This is a genomic window from Streptomyces sp. NPDC102462 (genome assembly GCF_044765425.1).
In the GTDB taxonomy this organism is placed as follows: Bacteria; Actinomycetota; Actinomycetes; order Streptomycetales; family Streptomycetaceae; genus Streptomyces.
Window position 1 is genome coordinate 157,009 of the sequence record NZ_JBIWKB010000004.1, and the last position, 19,319, is coordinate 176,327.

15 protein-coding genes are annotated in these 19,319 nt (G+C 71.4%); 10 read left to right on the plus strand and 5 right to left on the minus strand.

Annotated features, from left to right (window positions below):
- Window positions 1–222: 222 nt before the first annotated feature.
- Complete coding sequence (locus tag ACIRFL_RS05690; RefSeq protein WP_404024234.1) at window positions 223–1,107, minus strand: helix-turn-helix transcriptional regulator; 885 nt, start codon at window positions 1,105–1,107, stop codon at window positions 223–225.
- 224 nt (window positions 1,108–1,331) lie between these two features.
- On the opposite strand from ACIRFL_RS05690, the gene ACIRFL_RS05695 reads away from it, so the two are divergent.
- Together ACIRFL_RS05695 and ACIRFL_RS05700 are read left to right on the plus strand one after the other, a co-directional pair.
- Entirely contained in the window at window positions 1,332–1,655 is a 324-nt protein-coding gene (locus ACIRFL_RS05695) for a carboxymuconolactone decarboxylase family protein (RefSeq protein WP_404024236.1), read from the plus strand.
- Between the two features lie 28 nt (window positions 1,656–1,683).
- Window positions 1,684–2,085, plus strand: coding sequence for a cupin domain-containing protein (locus tag ACIRFL_RS05700; RefSeq protein ID WP_404024239.1), 402 nt, complete (start codon window positions 1,684–1,686; stop codon window positions 2,083–2,085).
- A 270-nt stretch (window positions 2,086–2,355) separates the two neighbouring features.
- Here ACIRFL_RS05700 and ACIRFL_RS05705 read toward each other — a convergent pair whose 3' ends face one another.
- Window positions 2,356–3,135 (minus strand): acetoin reductase, encoded by a 780-nt coding sequence (locus ACIRFL_RS05705; protein WP_404024242.1) that lies wholly within the window; start codon window positions 3,133–3,135, stop codon window positions 2,356–2,358.
- A gap of 284 nt (window positions 3,136–3,419) precedes the next feature.
- On the opposite strand from ACIRFL_RS05705, the gene ACIRFL_RS05710 reads away from it, so the two are divergent.
- The 8 genes from ACIRFL_RS05710 to ACIRFL_RS05745 all read left to right on the plus strand — a co-directional run bounded on the left by ACIRFL_RS05710 (window position 3,420) and on the right by ACIRFL_RS05745 (window position 14,470).
- Window positions 3,420–5,333, plus strand: a complete 1,914-nt coding sequence (locus ACIRFL_RS05710) for a sigma-54-dependent Fis family transcriptional regulator (RefSeq protein WP_404024245.1) — start codon at window positions 3,420–3,422, stop codon at window positions 5,331–5,333.
- 302 nt (window positions 5,334–5,635) lie between these two features.
- A complete protein-coding gene (locus ACIRFL_RS05715; protein ID WP_404024246.1) occupies window positions 5,636–7,066 on the plus strand; it encodes a hypothetical protein in 1,431 nt (476 codons plus the stop codon).
- 49 nt (window positions 7,067–7,115) lie between these two features.
- Window positions 7,116–8,459 (plus strand): ABC transporter substrate-binding protein, encoded by a 1,344-nt coding sequence (locus ACIRFL_RS05720; RefSeq protein WP_404024248.1) that lies wholly within the window; start codon window positions 7,116–7,118, stop codon window positions 8,457–8,459.
- 50 nt (window positions 8,460–8,509) lie between these two features.
- Complete coding sequence (locus tag ACIRFL_RS05725; RefSeq protein WP_404024249.1) at window positions 8,510–9,385, plus strand: carbohydrate ABC transporter permease; 876 nt, start codon at window positions 8,510–8,512, stop codon at window positions 9,383–9,385.
- A gap of 2 nt (window positions 9,386–9,387) precedes the next feature.
- Window positions 9,388–10,302 (plus strand): carbohydrate ABC transporter permease, encoded by a 915-nt coding sequence (locus ACIRFL_RS05730; RefSeq protein ID WP_404024252.1) that lies wholly within the window; start codon window positions 9,388–9,390, stop codon window positions 10,300–10,302.
- Window positions 10,299–11,324, plus strand: a complete 1,026-nt coding sequence (locus ACIRFL_RS05735; protein ID WP_404024254.1) for a LacI family DNA-binding transcriptional regulator — start codon at window positions 10,299–10,301, stop codon at window positions 11,322–11,324. The genes ACIRFL_RS05730 and ACIRFL_RS05735 overlap by 4 nt, the downstream gene beginning before the upstream one ends.
- 122 nt (window positions 11,325–11,446) lie before the next feature.
- Entirely contained in the window at window positions 11,447–12,958 is a 1,512-nt protein-coding gene (locus tag ACIRFL_RS05740) for a glycoside hydrolase family 32 protein (protein ID WP_404024256.1), read from the plus strand.
- A gap of 3 nt (window positions 12,959–12,961) precedes the next feature.
- The gene (locus tag ACIRFL_RS05745; RefSeq protein ID WP_404024257.1) at window positions 12,962–14,470 is read left to right on the plus strand and encodes a glycoside hydrolase family 32 protein; all 1,509 of its coding nucleotides are present in this window, start codon (window positions 12,962–12,964) and stop codon (window positions 14,468–14,470) included.
- A 40-nt stretch (window positions 14,471–14,510) separates the two neighbouring features.
- On the opposite strand, the gene ACIRFL_RS05750 is transcribed toward ACIRFL_RS05745, so the two are convergent.
- The 3 genes from ACIRFL_RS05750 to ACIRFL_RS05760 all read right to left on the minus strand — a co-directional run bounded on the left by ACIRFL_RS05750 (window position 14,511) and on the right by ACIRFL_RS05760 (window position 19,248).
- Window positions 14,511–15,305, minus strand: coding sequence for an SDR family NAD(P)-dependent oxidoreductase (locus tag ACIRFL_RS05750; RefSeq protein WP_404024259.1), 795 nt, complete (start codon window positions 15,303–15,305; stop codon window positions 14,511–14,513).
- Between the two features lie 177 nt (window positions 15,306–15,482).
- The gene (locus ACIRFL_RS05755; RefSeq protein ID WP_404024260.1) at window positions 15,483–17,453 is read right to left on the minus strand and encodes a phosphocholine-specific phospholipase C; all 1,971 of its coding nucleotides are present in this window, start codon (window positions 17,451–17,453) and stop codon (window positions 15,483–15,485) included.
- Between the two features lie 31 nt (window positions 17,454–17,484).
- The gene (locus tag ACIRFL_RS05760) at window positions 17,485–19,248 is read right to left on the minus strand and encodes a hypothetical protein (RefSeq protein WP_404024262.1); all 1,764 of its coding nucleotides are present in this window, start codon (window positions 19,246–19,248) and stop codon (window positions 17,485–17,487) included.
- Between the last annotated feature and the right edge of the window lie 71 nt (window positions 19,249–19,319).

Genomic DNA, 19,319 nt, shown 5'->3' on the forward strand with positions numbered 1-19,319 from the left:
GCTTCCTGACCACTGCGCGACTGGGCACCAATCGAACGCGCTCGCTTTCGGACGTGCTGGGGGCCTTGAAACGCAAGGGCTCGAACGCGTGGACGCTGCGAGGGGGCCGTCGGGGGACGGCGGGGCTTGGCCGAATCGCCGCTGCCTGAAACCGGTGTGGCCGACGAGGTGCCCGACGGCTGATCGGCTCACGGTGATCGGGATCCGGCGGCCAAGGATGTTTCAGCGGCTGCCGGTGTGGTCGGCGGCTGCGGAGGCGTCCTCGGTGGCGGCCCAGGCGGCCAGCAGTTGCAGCGCGTCGTGGGCCGGGGTGTGCGGGGCGGCGCTGTACGCGGTCAGGGTCAGGCCGGGCTGCGCGGGCAGTTCCATGGCGTCGAAGTCCAGGGTGATCTCACCGACGGCCGGGTGCCGGAAGCCTTTGCGGCCGGTGTGGTGCAGGCGCACATTGTGCTTGGCCCACGCGGTGCGGAACTCCTCGCTGCGGGTGACCAGTTCACCGATCAGTCCGGTCAGGTCGCTGTCGCCGGGAGCCCGTCCGGCCTCGGTGCGCAGCAGGGCCACGGTCGTGTTCACGGACTGTTCCCAGTCGGGGAAGAAGTCACGGCCGTGCGGGTTCAGGAACTGGAAGCGGGCGATGTTGACCGGGCGCGGGGCGTCATCGGTGAACAGCGGCGCGTACAGGGCTCGGCCGAGGCGGTTGACGGCGAGGATGTCGAGGCGTCCGTTGCGGATGAAGGCAGGGGAGCCGGTCATGGAGTCCAGGACGCGCAGGACACTGTCCGGCAGCGGGCCGCGGGTGCGTCTGGTACGGCGGGCGGGACGCCTGGCGACGGCGCGGGCCAAGTCGTAGAGGTGTGCGCGCTCCGCCTCATCCAGCTGCAGGGCGTTCGTGACGGCGTCGAGGACTTCCTCGGAGGCCCCGGCGAGGTGACCGCGCTCCAGGCGGACGTAGTAGTCGACGCTGACGCCGGCGAGCATCGCGACCTCCTCGCGGCGCAGCCCGGGCACGCGCCGGTTGCCTCCGTAGGCGGGCAGCCCAGCCTCCCGCGGGGTGATCTTCGCGCGGCGGGAGGCCAGGAACGCGCGGATGTCGCTCTCGGTACTCACGTCCTCCAGGCTAGGCGGGCGGGCGCAGACGAGGGGGGTTCTGTCAGTACCTGGAACAGCCGTGCCTTCCATCCGCGCATGACCTGAGGTTTTCTCGGTGGTGGCCGCTGCGGCGGCTCCCGGCGGACACCCCGGGGGAGAGGCTTCGGACTGCCCGGACGGGCACCCGGCCCCAGAGTGGGAATGCCCGGTTCCACCATTTTTGCGAGTGAAGGAGTCACCCGATGGCGAAGCAGTCCGCACCCCAGGAGCTGGCCGGCATCGCGCCCAAGCTCGTCGAGGTCACCAATGACGTCCTGTTCGGCGACGTCTGGGAGCGGCCCGGGCTCTCCCCGCGGGACCGCAGCCTGGTCACCGTGAGCGTGCTCGCCGCGCTCTACCGCGGTGAACAACTCGGCTACCACCTGCGCGTGGCCCTGGAGAACGGGCTGAGCGTGGCGGAGCTGTCCGAGGCGATCACGCACCTCGCCTTCTACGCCGGCTGGCCCAACGCCATGACCGCGACCACCCTGCTCAAGCAGATCACCGACGAGCAGGCCGGCGCCTGACGCGCGGCCTGCGACCAGGAGCCCGATCATGGAATTGTTGACCAAGCAGCCGACGATGAAGCTGCCCGCCCAGTGGTTCACCGGCGACGCCTGGGCCGATGTGATCTACCGCGGTGAGGAACCCTCCCGTGCCCGTGCGAACGCGGTGCGCTTCGCGCCCGGCGCCCGGACCGCCTGGCACAGCCATGGCCTGGGGCAGACCCTCTACATCGTCGAGGGCATCGCCCTGATCCAGTCCCGCGGCGGCACGATCCTCCAAGCCCACCCGGGCGACGTGATCTGGACGCCGCCGGGCGAGGAGCACTGGCACGGCGCCGCCCCGGACCACTTCATGACGCACATCGCGCTCTGGGAGACCGACGAGGTCGACTGGCTCGAACACGTCGGCGAGGACGAGTACACCGGCCCGCGCACCAGCACCCGCCGCTGATCCGAACCGGCAACGCCCAATCGGGCGGCAGCCGGCTCGGACGGCGGCTGCCTCGCCGGCTCGCCCACCACGCGGGCCATGCGGGTCGGGCCGGTACTGCCCGCCGCGGACGCCGCCGAAGCGCATCGGCTCCTGGACTCCGGCGGCGTACGTGGAGGCCGTCGCGTGAACGAGCAGGCGACACTTCCGCTCGGTACCCACTCGACCACAAGCCAAGGCCGACGTGTCGGCAGGTGTCTCGGCGATGACGTCGTGCGGGGCGTCCTCCGGTCAGGAGAACTGGATACCTCCGTCGATCATGACCGACTGCCCGGTCATGTAGTCGGAGTCGGGGGAGGCCAGATAGGAGACGAAGGAGGCCACGTCCGAGGGCTCCTCGACCCGGCCGAGGGCGATGGCCTCCGCGTACTTCTTGATGGCCCGGCCCTTGTCCAGGCCCTCGGCTTCGGCCAGTTTCTCGTCGATCAGGTCCCACATGGCGGTGCCGACGATGCCGGGGCAGTAGGCGTTGACCGTGATGCCGTACCTGGCCCATTCCATGGCCGCGGCCTGAGTCAGGCCGCGGACGCCCCACTTGGAGGCGGAGTACGGGCCGAGCAGCGCGAAGGGGCGGTAGGCGACGATCGAGGCGGCGCCGATGATCTTGCCGCCGGTGCCCTGCGCGATCATCTGCCGCGCCGCGGCCTGGTACGAGAGGAAGACACCGCGCAGGTTGACGGCCATGACCTGCTCGAACTCCTCCACTTCGGTGTCCAGCAGCGAGGTGACGCGGGCTATGCCGGCGTTGGCCACGAAGACGTCGACGTGACCGAAGTGTCCGGCTGCCTCGCGTACCAGCGCGTCGATCTGTTCCTTGCTGGTCACGTCCGTGTCCACGGCGAGGGCCCGGCGGCCCTGCTTCTCGACGGCGGCCACCACCTGGTCGAGTTCGTCGCGCATGGCGGGCAGGTCGGCGACGACGACGTCGAGACCGTCCTTGGCCAGCCGCTCGGCGATGCCACGGCCGATGCCGCGGGCCGCTCCGGTGACGATGGCGGTGCGGGTGGTCATGAGGGCTCCTCCGTGGGTGCTGGTCGGTTCTCTTCCCAGGGTGCGCTCGGCCGAGTGGGGGCGCGCCCGCTGTGCGGGCCCAGCTCGCCCATCGGATGTGCGGCAGGTCCTGCCCATCAGAGTGGGCCCGTCGGGGGCCGCCGACTTTTTCAATGTGGAACACGCGGCGCCGTGCCGCCGCTCCGGCGTCGATCAGGGATCTCGCCGTTGCTGTCGGGGATCTTGCGTCCACGCCCTGCGTTTGTAATATGTCCGAAACACTCCTGTCGGAGGCGCCATTTCCCATGGACAGCAAAGTGCGGGAGCGGAACATCGCGCGGGCGCGCCTGAAGTTCCTGGAGGGCGCGGAATCGCCGCCGCCGATCGTGCCCGACACTATCCGTGACTCCTGGCAGCGTTCGAAGTACCTGGGAGTCGCCATCGATCAAGTGGTCGTTCCCTACCAGCCGGACTACGACCGGGAGAGCCGCCTGGTGCGGGCCGCGGCGCCCGTACTGGACCGGCTTGAGCAGACACTGACGGGTTCGGACGCCTGTGTGATCGTGACCGACCGGAACGGGTGGGTGCGTGATCGACGGGTGGGGGAGATGCGGCTGTCGGCCCATCTGGACCGGGTCCATCTGGCGCCGGGATTCAGCTACGCCGAGCGATTCGTCGGCACCAACGGCATCGGGGTCGCCCTGGAAGAACGCCGATCCTCCGTGGTGCTGGGCACCGAGCACTTCAACGAGCGCCTGCAGCAGGTCTCCTGCGCCGCCTCCCCGATCCGCAATCCGATCAGCGGTCGGGTGGAGGGCGCGTTGAACCTGACCTGTTGGAACGGCCCGGTCAGCTCGCTGATGGCCGCCCTGGCCCGGGAGGCCGCCGCCGACGTCGAGCGGGTGTTGTACGAGATGAGCACCTCGTACGAGCGTGCCCTGCTGGAGGCGTTCCGGTATGCGACGCACTACGGCGACCGGCCCGTGCTCTGCCTCGGCCAGGATCTGCTGCTCGCCAACTCCGCCGCCGCGGCTCGGCTCACCGCCGGCGACCACCGCCTGCTGCACGAGGCCGCCGCCGAACTCGGCCATGCGCCCCGCACCCGCCGCAGGGTGCGACTCACCGGCGGCCGGTCCGTCCTGGTGCGCTGCCGGCAGGTGGACAGTACGGCGGGCCCGGCCGGCTATCTCCTGGACCTGGTCTTCGAGGACGCTCCGGACGACGACGTCCCGTCCCGCGCGGGCTCAGGCGGCGGTGGACGCGGACAGGAGCGCGGACACGGACCCGGCGCGGCCGTCGGCAGCAGGCCCTGCCCCCTGCCCGGACTGGTCGGGACCGACCCGGCGTGGAACACCGCCGCCCATGGCGCCGTACGGTGCGCCCGCGACCGTGTGCCCTTGCTCGTCTACGGCGAGCCAGGGACGGGCAAGTGCGCGCTGGCCCGCGCCACACACGCGGTCACCGGTGCGGCGACGGCTCCGGTGGTCATCGACGCCGCGGACCCGCCCGGCGGCGCCGCCCGGGGCTCCGGCGCGGGCGACATCCCGGCGCCGGGCGACGCACCCGCTTCGGCCGGCGTCCGCGACCCGGGGGACACGGCCGACGCGGGCGGTTTGGCGCACACCCTGCGCTCCGTGCCCGCCGGTCCCGGCCGGGCCCTGGTGCTGCGGCACCTCGACTCCGTGACACCCGCCGACGCCCCGGCCGTCGCCGGGGCATTGGCCGCCGCCGCGGCGCGGGGAACCTGGGTCGTGGCGACACTGGGCCGGGCCGCCACGATCCCGGACACACTGCTGCACTGCTTCACTGAGGCGGTCACCGTGCCGCCGCTGCGGCACCGCGTCGCCGACCTTCCGGCGCTGGTCGAGTCCCTGCTGCGGCGTACCGGCGCGGGCGTGCGGTGCGCGCCCGACGTGCTGCCCCTGCTGCGCCGGCAGGACTGGCCGGGCAACATACGGCAGTTGGAGACCGTCCTGCGCGGGGCCGCCGCCGGCCGGCGTACCTACCGCATCGAAGCCCGCGACCTGCCCCCGTCCCTGCACACCGCGACCCACCGCGCACTGAGCGCCTGGGAGGCAGCGGAGCGCGACACCCTCGTCGAAGCGCTGCTGGCGGCCGACGGCAACAAACTGCTGGCGGCGCAGCGGCTCGGTATCTCCCGGACGACGATCTACCGCAAGATGCGGGCCTACGGCATCACGCTGCCCACCCGTCCGTGACGCCCGCGCGTTGTCGTCCACATGGGGCGATGGTGCGTTGCCTGTCGGACGCGGTGGTGTCGTGTCCGGTCGCGGGTCGGAACCTCTCCGTGGTGTGGCGGGTCGTCGGCCGGGTGCGGCTGCGTCGTGGCTGGTCGCGCAGTTCCCCGCGCCCCTTTGGGGCGCTGCCACAGTGGCGTGTTGACGTGACGTGCGTTTGAAACCGCCTTGGCACAGTGGCGTAAAAAAGTTCTGCTCAAGCGATTGACCAGTGTGGGAGGCGCCCGTAGCATCCCTGCTCAAACGTTTGATCAGGAGGATTGATGCAAGGTCGTGTCTTCTTTCAGCCACCCGAAGGATGGGTCGGGGACGTCATCCCCTTCGCTCGGGAGGGCGAGCTGAACCTCTTCTATCTGCACGAGCGGCGCGAGATCCCGAAGCCGGGTACCTCGTGGTCGCTGGCGGTCACCCGCGACCTGCTGACCGTCGAGGACCGCGGCACGGCCCTGCCGCACGGTACGGACGACGACGCCGACTTCAACGCCTACACCGGAAGCGTGGTCCGTGACGCGAGCGGCACCCACCACCTCTTCTACACCGGGCACAACCCGGCGATCCTGGGCGCCGACGGAACCCCCCTCCAGGTGGTGATGCATGCCACCGGCGACGGTGACCTCACCTCCTGGACCAAGCACCCCGAGCACACCTTCGGCGCGCCGGCGGGGTACGAGTCCGGCGACTGGCGCGACCCGTTCGTCTTCTTCGACGAGCGGCGTGGGCTGTGGCGGATGCTGATCACGGCCCGCCGCACCGACGGGCCCGAACGCCGCAGGGGGTTGATCGCCCAGTACGAGTCGAGCGATCTGCTCACCTGGAAGGAGGCCGCGCCCTTCTGGGACCCGCGCCGCTATGTGGCGCACGAATGCCCCGAGGTCTTCTCCATCGGCGACTGGTGGTACCTGGTCTACTCGGAGTTCTCCGACGCCTTCGCCACCCGGTACCGCATGGCGCGCAGCCCGGAAGGGCCCTGGATCACTCCTGAGCGCGACACCCTGGACGGGCGGGCCTACTACGCGGCCAAGTCAGCCGCCTGGGGCGATCGGCGGATCTTCGCCGGCTGGATCGCCGGCCGGGAAGGAGACAGCGACGACGGCGCCTGGCAGTGGGCGGGCACCCTGTCCCTGCTGGAGGCCGGCCAGAACGCGGACGGCACCCTCGCCTTCGCGCCGCCCCCCGAGATCCTCGACAGCTTCGACGAGGAGGTGTCCGCCGGCCTCGGGCCCACCGCCCTGTCGGCACCCGACGGACACCGCTGCGCCGTCGGCGCCGGGACACTGCCCGAACAGTACCTGCTGCGCGCCGAGTTCACCGTCACCGCGGACACCGCCGAGTACGGCCTGCTGCTGCACGCGAGCGCGGACGGGGACCGCGGGTATGTGATCCGGCTGGAGCCCCGGCGCGGCCGGATGGTGCTGGACCGGTGGCCGCGCCGACGCACGGGTGAAGCCCAGTGGCAGATATCCGGCGATGTCCCCCACCTGATAGAACTCGAACGGCCGGCCGACCTGAGCGCCGGCCGCCACACCGTCGAGGTCCTGGCCGAGGGCGATCTGGCCGTGATCGTCCTGGACCGCCAGGTGTGCCTCAGCACCCGGTTGTACGACCTGCGCGGCGGCCGGGCGGGGTTCTTCGTCACCGACGGAACGGCCGAACTGCGCGCTCTGAGCGTGCGGGTGCGGGGCGATCGCCCATGACGACCCCGCCCACGTACTCCCCGTACGCACCGCAGCCCGGAGGAAGGCCATGAGAAGGGCGCTTCCCACGGCCGTCATGGCGCTGGCCCTGTCCCTGCTGCTCACGCTGTCCGGCTGCGCGACACGCAGCGGCGGCGTCGCTCCCACCGACGTCGCCCCGGCCGGAGCGGTGAAACCCCGCGAGATCACCTGGCTGCTCTCCCGCCCCGCCGACGGCGCCGTCATCAGGACCATGCGCGGTCTCGCCCAGGAGTACGCCGCCGCGCATCCGGGATTCAAGCTCAACTTCATCACCACACCGGACCGCCCGTCGTACATCCAGAAGTACGAGACGCTGGCCGCCGCCGGCAAACTGCCGGAACTGTTCGACACCGACGCGACCCCGTTCGCCCGCAGGCTCGCCCGCGCGGGCCGGATGATGGACGCCGCCGCACTCCTGCGCAGCCTCGGCCTCTACGACACATACCGGCCGGCCGCGCTGGACTACCAGCGGTTCGACGACGGCTCGCTGTATCTGATCCCCTTCGAGTACCAGGCGGAGTACTTCTTCTACAACAAGGCACTCCTGCGCAAGGCCGGCATACGGGTCCCCGCGTCGCTGGACGACTTCCCGGCGATGTGCCGCGCGCTGCGCAAGGCGGGCATCACACCCATCGCCCTCGACGGGCAGGACCAGTGGCCGCTGGAACGGTACGCGGCGCTGCACCCGTTCCGCACCGCGGGCCCCGGCTACATCCGCCGGCTCAAGCTGGGCGAGGCACAGCTCAGCGACCCCGCCGGGCGCGCGGCCGCCGCATGGCTGGGCGAGCTGGGCAGGGCCGGCTGCTTCCAGAAGGGCTTCTCCTCGGTGGGCTACGCCGACGCGCAGAGCCTGTTCACCTCCGGCAGGGCCGCCGTCTACTACACCGGCACCTGGGACCTGGCGTCCCTCGCCACCACCGCGCTCGATCCGAAGACCCGTGACGACGTCGACTTCTTCACCCTGCCGCCGACCGCGGGTTCGGTCACCGCGTCGAACGAGTACGTCACCCCCTCCGGCATCGGCATGGCCGTGAACGCGCGGACCTACGACCCGCTGGTGCGCGACTTCCTGAAGTTCGCGCTCACCCGCTACCCGGCCCGGTACGCGGCGGCCGGCGAACTGTCCCCGACCAAGGACGCCGAGACCGTCGTACCGGCGAACGCCACGCCGCTGTACGCCCGTGCCGTGGCCGCCGCCGGCGATGTGGGGAAGCGGCTCGCGATGCCCTGGGACACACAGCTCGATCCGGCCTCCAACACCAAGTTCCAGCAGAACCTCGTCCTGCTCGTGCAGGGCGACATGTCCGCCTCGTCCTTCGTCTCCACGATGGACACCGTCATCCGCCGCAACGCGCCGAGGTACGCCCGGTGACCGCCGCCGCCCCGCCGCGGTCCCACCCGGGAGGCACCAGAAGGGCCGCCATGCTTCCCTCCCGCTCCAAGCTGTCCGTCGCCGTGTTTCTGACCCCGCCGCTGCTGCTGTACGGCGCCGCCGTGCTGCTGCCCATCGTCCAGTCGCTGGTGCTCAGCTTCTTCACCTGGGACGGCATCAGCGGCCTGCACTTCGCGGGCCTGTCGAACTACACCTTCATGCTCACCGAGGGCGACTTCTGGACCGCCGTCACCAACCAGCTCGGCTATCTGGTGGTCTGCCTGGTGCTCCAGCTCGGCGGCGGACTGTTCGTGGCCTGTCTGCTGCTCTCGCTCACCCGCGGCCGCGAGGTCGTCAAGGTGCTGTTCCTGCTGCCGGCCGTGATCTCCACGGTGGCGATCGCCCTGCTCTTCCAGCGCGTCTACTCCGCCGACCCGGCCGGACCGCTGAACCGGCTGCTGGACCTGGCCGGGCTCGGCGTACTGCAACGCCCCTGGCTGTCCGACGTGCACACGGTCCTCGCGGCCGTCTCCGCCCCCGAGGGCTGGAGGTTCATCGGCCTGTACACGGTGATCCTCTACGCGGCACTGCTGACCGTGCCGAAGGAACTGGAGGAGGCGGCCCGCCTGGACGGCGCCAACCAGTGGCAGGTGTTCACCCGGATCCGCTTCCCGCACATCCGGCCGGTGTGGCTGACCACCTCGATCATGGCGGTGACCTACGCCATGCGGGGCTTCGACATCCCCTACCTCCTGACGGGCGGCGGCCCCGGACAGTCCTCCGAGTTGGTGACCACCTACATGTACAAGACGGCGTTCCTCAGCACGGACTTCGGTTACGCCGCAGCCATGTCGGTGTTCATCGTCGTGGAGAGCCTGGTCGCCGTGGGCCTGATCGTGTTCCTGCTGCGGCGGAAGGCTGCCTGACGATGTCCACACTCACCCCCGCCCGCCCCCTGCTGCGCCCGGGCCGCCGTTCGCCCGGCACGCCGGCCGGGCCCGCACCCCGGCGCCCACGCCCCAGCGTCTACCGGGTGCTGTCCCGCGTCGTGATCGCCCTGTTGGTGGTCGTCCAGGTCTACCCGCTGGTGTGGCTGTTCCTCAGCAGCGTCCGCACCGAGGCCGACTTCGCCTCCGCCGACCCGTTCAGGCTGCCCACCTCGTTCACGCTGGACAACTTCGCCCGCGCCTTCGACCACGCCGACCTCGGCCGCTACACCCTCAACAGCCTCATCGTCACGGCCGGCGCGGACGCGCTGATCGTGGTGTGCGGCCTGATGGGTGCCTATGCGATCCAGGTGCTGGGCTTCCGGTTCAGCAACGCGGTACGGGCCCTGTTCCTGCTCGGCATCGTCGTACCGGTCCAGATCGCCCTGGTGCCGCTGTTCGTGGACTACGCCAGGGTGGGTCTGCTCGACACCTACCCGGCGATGATGATCCCGCTCGCCGGTTTCGGCCTGCCCATGTCGCTGTATCTGTTCTCGTCGTTCTTCGCCTACATCCCCAAGGAGACCTACGAGGCCGCCTCCCTGGACGGGGCGGGCCCGTATCGCATCTTCGCCCGCATCACGCTGCCGATGTCGGTGAACACGATCGTCACGGTGGTGATGGTCAACAGCATCTTCATCTGGAACGACTTCGTCTTCGCCAACACCTTCGTGCTCTCCGAAGGGCTCAAGACCATCCCCGTGGGCCTGCAAAACTACATCGGTGCGATGGGGAAGACCGACTGGACCGCAACCTTCGCCGGGGTCTGCGTCACCGTGACGCCGCTCCTGCTGGTCTTCCTCGTCCTCAACAAGGCGATGATCTACGGGATCGAGAGCGGAGCGACCAAGGGATGAACAAGGACGAGGGTGTCCGCAGGGCCGTCACCATGCGGGACGTGGCCCGCGAGGCGGGGGTGTCCGTCTCCACCGTCTCGCACGTCGTGAACAACACCGACGCCAGGATCGGCCAGGACGCCCGCGAGCGGGTCCTGCGCGCCATCGACGAACTCGGCTACCGGCCGAACGCCATGGCGAAGAACCTCGTCAAGGGCAGTTCCCGCTTCATCGGCCTGGTCGCCGACGCCATCGCCTCGACGCCCTTCGCCGGCCGGATCATCCACGGCGCCCAGGAGGAGGCGTGGCAGCACGGCCACGTCCTGCTCGTGGCCAACACCGAGGGCAACACCGCGGCCGAGGCCAGCGCGATCTCGATGATGCTGGAGCACAAGGTGCGCGGCATCCTCTACTCCACGTGGTACCACCGCGAGGTGGCGGTGCCCGCCGGGCTCGCCGCGCCGGACACCGTGCTGGTCAACTGCTTCAGCGCGCAGGCCGACGTGCGCGCGGTCGTACCGGACGAGTCCGGCGGCGGCCACGACGCCACACGCATGCTGCTGGACCAGGGCCACCGCCATGTGGCCTTCCTGAACACCCGCGCCCCCTCACCGGCCCGCGAGGGACGGCTGCTCGGATACCGGCGGGCCCTCGCGGAGGCGGGCATCGCCTACGACCCCGGGCTGGTCTTCCAGGTGCGGCCCGAGCAGGAGGGAGGGTTCGCGGCGGTGCCCGCGCTCCTGCGGTCACCGGCGACGGCCGTGTTCTGCCACAACGACCGGGTGGCGATGGGACTGTACGACGGCCTGCGTGACCGCGGGCTGCGGGTCCCCGATGACCTGTCGGTCGTCGGTTTCGACAACCAGGAGGTCATCGCCGCCCATATGCGCCCGCCCCTGTCTACGGTGGCCCTGCCGCACGAGGAACTCGGCCGGCGCGGAGTGCGGGTCCTGCTCGGCCTCGAGCCCGCCGAGGCCGGGCCGATCGCGGTGAACTGCCCGCCCGTGCACCGCCGTTCCATCGCCGCCGCCGAGCCCCGCTGACACGTTTCTCGTCCCAGCTCGTCCCAGCTCATCGCACTTCGCACTGCGCACTTCGCTCACCGGTCATCGCTCCACACCCACTCGTGTCCTATATATACCGAGTTGTCTCTAGGAGTCGTCCCATGCCCCACCTCTCCCGACGGGCCGCCCTGCGCACCTTCGGCGTGGCCGCCCTCGCCGCCGCGACCACCCGCGTACCGGCCGCGTCCGCCGCCGGCTCGCTGCGCGCCGTCTACCACCTCACCCCGCCGTCCGGGTGGCTCAGCGACCCGCAGCGCCCGGTCTTCGCCGGCGGCGCGTACCACCTGTACTACCTGCACAGCGACCAGAACAACGCGCCCGGCTGGTGGCAGCACGCCACGACGGCCGACACCGTCGCCTTCACCGACCGCGGGGCCGCGATACCCCTGGTGCGGCCGGACTTCCCGGTGTGGACCGGCTCGGGCGTCATCGACACCCACAACACCGCGGGCTTCGGGGAGAACGCCCTGGTCGTCCTGGCCACCCAGCCCACCGGCGGCGACCGCTACGAACAGGAGCAGTACCTCTACCACTCCGGCGACGGCGGCTACACCTTCACCGCCTACGGCCCCCCGGTCATCGACAACCCCGACCACAACGACTGGTTCCGCGACCCCAAGATCCACTGGGACGCGGCGCGCGGCGAATGGGTCGCCGTCATCGGCCGCCAGCAGGCCATGTGGTTCTACACCTCACCCGACCTGATCCACTGGACCCACACCTTTGTGTTCACCTACACCAGTCCCAACATCGGCGGCTTCGAGTGCCCCGACCTGTTCGAGATGACCGCCGACGACGGAAGCAGGCACTGGGTGCTCGGCGCCAGCACCCAGGGCGACTACAGCGGCCTGCCCGACACCTACGCCTACTGGACCGGCCACTGGGACGGCACCTCCTGGACCTCCGACCGGCCCGAACCGCAGTGGCTCGACTGGGGCTGGGACTGGTACGCCGCCGTCACCTGGCCGAACGCGGACGCCCCCGACACCAGCCGGTACGCCCTCGCCTGGATGAACAACTGGCAGTACGCGGCCCGTACCGTGCCCACCGACGTCAGCGACGGCTACAACGGCCAGATGTCCGTGGTCCGCGAACTGCGCCTGGCCCGTCAGCCCGAGGGCTGGTACACCCTGCTGTCCCAGCCGGTGGCCGCCCTGCACGACCGGGCCACCCGCACGGTCACCCTCGACGACGTCACGGCCGGCGGCAGCGTCGTCCTTCCGTACCAGGGCACCTCCTACGACCTGGAGCTCGACATCGCCTGGCGCGCCGCGAGCAACGTCGGCCTCTCCGTGGGCCGCTCCGCCGACGGCGCCCGGCACACCAACATCGGCGTGTACGCGGGCTCGGTCTACGTCGACCGGCGCCCCTCCGACCAGGCCGGCTACTCCTTCGGCACACACGGCCAGAGCAACGCCCCCATCGATCCCGCCGCCCGCCTCGTGCACCTGCGCGTCCTCGTGGACCGGCAGAGCGTCGAGGTCTTCGTCAACGCCGGCCACACGGTCCTGTCCCACCAGGTCTACTTCCAGCCCGGCGACACCGGCATGAGCCTCTACGCGGACGGCGGCGAGGCGACCTTCTCCGGCATCACCGTACGAGAGATCGGCTGACCGGTGCACCGCGCGACGGACCCCACCCCGGACACCACCGACCCGCACTTCCCGGTCGCCCATCTCAGGCCGCCGGACAACTGGGTCAACGACCCCAACGGGCTCGTCTTCCACGACGGCCACTACCACGTCTTCTTCCAGTACAACCCGTACGGCACCGAACACGCCCACATGCACTGGGGCCACTACCGAAGCCCCGACCTGCTGCACTGGGAACACCTGCCGCTCGCCCTGGCCCCCGGCCCGTCGGGCGAGGACGCGGACGGCGTCTGGTCCGGCAACGCGGTCAGCACCGGCGGGGACCTGATCGCCTTCTACTCGGCCCGGCGCGAGGACCGCTGGTGGCAGCCGGTCGCGGCCGCCGTCTCCCGCGACGGCGGCCGCACGTTCCGCAAGCGCCCCGGCCTTCTGGTCGGCGAGGCCCCCGCCGGGGCGAGCATGTTCCGCGACCCCTATGTGTGGCGGGACGGCGACCGATGGCGGATGCTGGTCGGCGCCGCGCTCACCGACGGCAGGGCAGCCGCCTGGCAGTACGTCTCCGACGACCTCTGGAACTGGCGCGGCACCGGCCCCTTCCTGGCGCGCGCCCCCGAGCCCCTTCCCGGAGGCGGCGACACGGAGGAGGGCTGGGAATGCGTCCAGTACGCCGCCTTCGACGACCGCGGCGGCGCCCTGCTGGTCAGCGCCTGGGACCCGGTGGAGGGCGCCGCCCGCACCGCCGTCCACACCGGATGGGACGACGGGACCGGCTTCCACGCCGGCGCGCCGCAACTCCTCGACCACGGGCCCGACTTCTACGCTCCCGCCCTGCTGGCCGCGCCCGACGGCCCCGGCCGCACCCGCTGGCTCCTGTGGGCGTGGTCCTGGGAGGCACGGGACGCCGAGCGGGTGGGCGCCCCCAGCGCCTGGACCGAACAGGTCGGCTGGGCGGGCCTGCTGACCCTGCCGCGGGAGCTGACCGCGCATCATGACGGCACCGTGCGGCAGCGGCCGGCCCGCGAGATCGACGCGCTGCGCGCGGAGCGGATCGCCGCCGTACGGACCGTGGTGAGAGGCGGTGAGCGGCGCGAGATCGCGGTGACCGGTGCCGCTTTCGATCTGCGGGCACGGCTGGAGCGCGGCCCGGACGGGGCGGCGGCCGGCGGACTGCGCCTGGTCACCACGCGGGACGGCCGAGAACGGCTCGACATCGCGCTCGACCCCGCCACCGGAGACCTGGTGGCCGACCGCGGCCGGGCCTCCCTCGACCCGCGGGCGCGGGGTGGCGCCTGGCGCATTGAGCGGGCGGCGGCTCCCGGCAGGACCGCCGAGGTCAGGGTGATCGTCGACCACTCCGTCGTGGAGATCTTCCTCGGCGACGGGCGGACGCTCACCCTGCGCTTCTACCCCACGGGACGGGCGCCCTGGCGGCTGCTGGCCACGGCGGCGGGCAGCGGCGACGCGGTGGTCGAGGCGGACGCCTGGCGGCTCGGCCCGCTGCGCCCCACCGGTGGCAAGGCCCCACCCGGCTGACGGCGTCCGCCGCGGCGGCGCCGGCCCGGGCGCGCACCGTTCAGGGCAGGATCGCGTCGACGTATCCGCCGTCGACGCGCAGAGCGCCGCCCGTGGTGGCCGATGCCAGATCGGAACTCAGATAGACCACCATATGGGCGATCTCCCTGGGTTCGATGAGGCGTTGCAGCAGGGACTGGGGCCGGTGCCGCCTCATGAACGCGCGCTGCGCCTCGTCCCAGGGCAGGTCGCGGTCGACGAGCTGGTAGACGAAGTCCTCCACGCCCTCGGTGTGCGTGGGACCGGCGATCACACAGTTCACGGTGACGCCGCTGCCGGCGGCCTGCTTGGCGAAGCCGCGGCCGACGGCCAGCAGAGCGGTCTTGGACACGCCGTAGTGGATCATCTCGGCGGGGATCACCACCGCCGAGTCGCTGGCGATGTACTGGACGCGCCCCCAGCCCCGTGCGCTCATCCCCGGCAGGTACATGCGGGTGAGGCGGACCGCGGCCAGCACGTTCACCTCGAAGTAGCGGCGCCATTCCGCGTCGGTGATCTCCAGCGGGTCCTTGGCGCCGAAGATCCCGAGGTTGTTCACGAGGATGTCCACCTCCGGCAGGACCGCCCCGACGTGGTCCGCTCCCTCCTCGGTGGCCACGTCGGCGGCCACAGGCGTGAACTCCCCGTCGGGGACGTCATGCCGAAGGCGCTCGACGGCGCCCTGGACCCTGCTGGAATCCCGGCCGTTGACCCCCACTCGCGCACCGGCCCGGGCAAGCTCCGCCGCGATCGCCGCTCCGATGCCCTGTGTGGAGCCGGTGACCAAAGCGGTCCGCCCGGACAGGTCGATCTGCATGCCATCCCCTTTCGCACCGCGGACGCCACGCCCCCCTTAGGGGGAACGCGACGCCGTGACGGACCGCCGCCCGCCCGCCGCCGGCCGCCATCATCGTGGACCCGTTCGACCGGAGGCGGCAGACACGCGGGAGCACCGGCGGCCGTCACGGCCTCGCCACACCGGCGGGCGCCCCGCTCAGCCCGCGTGCACGGTTCCCGCGTATCGCTGGGCGAAGCGGGTGCCGCTGCCCGCGGTGACGGTGACGTCGTACCGTCCGTCGTCGGTGCGCCACGCCAGCCGGACCCGGTCGCCGGCCCGGACCCACACGGTCTGCTCCTTGCCGGCGAAGTCGTTCGGCGTGAGCGTGAAGGCCACGTCGGTGCCGCCGTCGTTGCGCAGGTCGAAGTCCACCGTCGCCTTCTGCGGCCGCCCGGCATCCCGCAGGGCCGCCGTGACCACCGGTACCGCCACATCGTCCTGGTCCGCACGGACGAGGGTGCCGGAGAAACGGCGGACGAACCCGTCGGCGCCGTACACGGAGAAGTCGTAGCGGCCGTCGGTGGCCGCCGCGTCCCAGACGTAGGCGCGTGACGAACGCGGCGGGACCGTGAACGGCGTGCCGGTGAAGGGCAGCGCGATGTTCGGCAGCACGGTGAAGTGGTAGCCGACGCTGCCGTCGTTGGTGAGGGTGCAGGTGACCTTGCCGGTGCCGCGGTCGACCTTCACATCGGCCCACGGCCGGTACGGCAGCGGCCGGTGCGGGCGCTCGCCCTCCTCCTGCCCCGGCATGGACTGCTCCGTGGGCACCTTGACGCCCGGCAGGGAGTTTCCGGCGTCCGCCTTCGCCATGAGCGCGACCGTGTCCGGCAGGGCGGGGATGCTGTAGTCGGGTCTGGTGAAGTCGAAGCAGCTGGTCAGGTCGCCGCAGACGGTGCGCCGCCAGTCCGAGATGTTGGGCTCGCGCACACCGGTGACCCGTTCCAGGAAGCGCAGTACCGATGTGTGGTCGAAGACCTGGGAGTTGACCCAGCCGCCGCGTGACCACGGCGACACCACCCACAGCGGCACCCTGCTGCCCAGGCCGATGGGCTTGCCGTTCGCGAACTCGTCCTTGGTGCCCGGCTCCGGGAACGGCGGGATGACATGGTCGAAGTACCCGTCGTTCTCGTCGTACATGAGCAGGAAGACGGTGTGCTTCCACACCTCGGGGTTGGAGAACAGCGACTGGAGCGCGGTGTCGACCCAGTGGGCGCCGTAGTCGGGGCTGGCCGCGGGGTGTTCGCAGAACAGGTACGGCGCCACCAGCCAGGACACCGTGGGCAGGGTGCCGTCCTTGCAGTGCCGGTCGAACGCCGTGAGGTCGAACTTCGTCATGGCGTTGATGTAGCGCGGGTCGTCCTTGGGGAACTCGTGGAACTGCCTGAAGTACGACAGCGCGTTGTCGTCGTAGTCGCCGTAACGGTCGTCGGAGCCGTCCGGGTTGTGGTAGACGCGCCAGCTGACGCCGGCCTGTTCCAGGCGCTCGGCGTAGGTGGTCCAGTCGGCCACCGGGTTGCCCGTGACCGGGGTGTTGTCGGTCCACGGGCCGGTGGTGCCGTCGACACCGGGTCCCGCCGTGCCGGTCCACAGATAGAGGCGGTTGGGGTCGGTGGGGCCGTTCAGCGAGCAGAAGTAGCCGTCGCAGAGGGTGAAGGCGTCGGCGAGCGCGTACTGGTAGGGGATGTCCTCGCGGGTGAAGTAGCCCATGGTGCGCTCGCCCTTGGCGGAGACCCACTTGTCCATGGCGCCGCCGCCCACGGCCGTGTGCCCGGTGTCCCAGTCGTGCGGGAGTCCGCCCGCGTTCTGCGCGTTGTACTTCGTGGTGTCCATGCGGAAGGGCAGCAGGTGGCCCTCCTTGCGTCCGCGGGCGGGCTGGCGGAACACCGTGTCGCCGCTTGCGAGCACGCTCGCCTGCCGGTCGCCGAAGCCCCGGACGCCGCTCAGCGTGCCGAAGTAGTGGTCGAAGCTGCGGTTCTCCTGCATCAGGATCACCACGTGCCTGACGTCGGCGATGCTGCCGTGCCGCATGTCGCGTCCGGCCGCCTCCGCGGTGCCGGGCAGTCCGGCCGCGACGGCGGCGCCGGCCGCGGTGGTGCCTATGAAGGTGCGGCGGCTGATCTCAGTCATGGGAGGAAGGTCCTTCAGGTCGTTTCGGTGGTCAGCCGCGGGCGGACAGGGAGAAGGTGACGACGGCGGCCGCGTGGTCGGAGGGCCAGCCGTTGGCGGAGGCGTCCGGCACCGGCCGCGGCCAGCCGGTGACCAGGCTGTGCGCTTCCAGGACCTTCAACCGGCCCGCGTACTGGATCTGGTCGATGCGGTCCTGGGGTTCCGTGCCGCCGTCTTCGCGTCGCGGCCTGACGGGCGACCAGGTGGTGCCGGGTGTCTTCGCCGGGTTGGGGTGGGCGAGGCGGTAGGCGTCGACGAGGCCGGCCTGCTCCAGGGCCTCGGTGACCGGCCAGCGGACCCGCCCCACTCCCGCGTGCGCGGACGCCGTCCGGCTCGTCCAGTCGTGGTGCGACGGCGAGGCGAGACCTGCGGCCAGCACAAGGGGGTCGCGGGAGGCGAGATCCGTGCGCAGCGCGGCCACCAGTGCCCGTGCCTGCCGGTAGCGGGTCGTTCCCCGCTCCGCCGCCTCCACCTGATCGGCCGTCCGCCCCGCCTGCAGCGCGTACGGGCCGTAGTCGGCCTCGTCCAGCTGGGCCGTCCACAGCCGCACCGTGCGGTCGCCGGGCAGGTGCAGCGTCGCGGCGGCGGCCGGGAGCGCCGCGGTCGGCGCGACGACGTCGGTGAGCGGGTAGTGGCTCACGATGCCGAGGCCCCCGGCCTGGTGCACATGCCAGCCGAGCGCCGCGGCGAGCTTCGCGGCCCCGTCGTCACCGCATTCCTGGAGGGCGACGACGTCCAGGCCCTGGGTGAGCACCAGTCGCAGCTGCTTCTCCAGGAAGCCGTCGATGCGGGTGCCCGCGTCCCACAGGTTCAGCGTGGCCACCTTGAGCCGGAGCCGGTCCCGTACGGCGCGCACGGGCACCTGGACGGTGACGGTGTCGCCGCCCACGGCGCTGTCGCTGACGGCGGCCACCACCCGGCCGGGTGTCCGGGGCGCGACGGCCGGGACCCGCCCACTGACCGTGCCGTCCGCCGACAGCGACAACCACGGGTCGCCCGCGACCCGTTCGAAGGTGGCGCTGCCCGCGGCATTGCCCTCCGGTCTGACCCACAGGCCGCCCAGCCGCAGCGAGAAGGACGTGCCCGTGGTCTGCGGGGCGGTGGTGACGGCGTCCACCACCGCGTGCGGACGGGGGATCACGGGGCGCACCGCGAAGCTGAACGCGGCGGTGCGGGCCAGGATGCCGTAGCCGTCCTTGGCCAGCAGGTAGCCGGTGTACGGGCCGCCGCTGAGTCCCGAGGTGTCGATCGTGATGTCGCCGGCGGCCCCGGGGGTGTACTCCCAGGCGAGGGAGGCGCCGTGGCCGGGCAGCCGGTCGCCGTCGTAGACACCGATCCAGTTCTTCGCATGGGGCGTGTCGGTCGTCCAGTGGAAGGAGACCTTGTCGCCCTCGTACGGGGTGGGTGTCGTCAGTTCGATCGAGTCGCCGGCGGGCTGGCCGGCGAAGCTGAAGGGCTCGGTCCTGGCGAGGATGCCGTAGCCGTCCTTGGCCAGCAGATAAGCGGTGTACGGGCCGCCGTTCAGGCCGGAGGTGTCAAGCGTCGTCTGCCCCGAGGAGCCGGAGACGTACGCCCAGACGAGGGAGCCGGCGCCGCTGCCGGGCAGCCGGTCGCCGTCGTAGACGCCGATCCAGTTCTTCGCGTCGGGCGCGTCCGTCGACCATGTGAAGGTCAGTTTGTCGCCGCGCCGCGGGGGCGTCGGGGAGCCGATCGCGATGCTGCTCCCGGACGCGGCGACCTCTGAGGGGGACGGCATGGTGGTGGGTCCTCTCCGCCCCGGACACCGGCGCGGCGGCGCCCGGGTGAGCAACGAAAGTTGTCTGTATA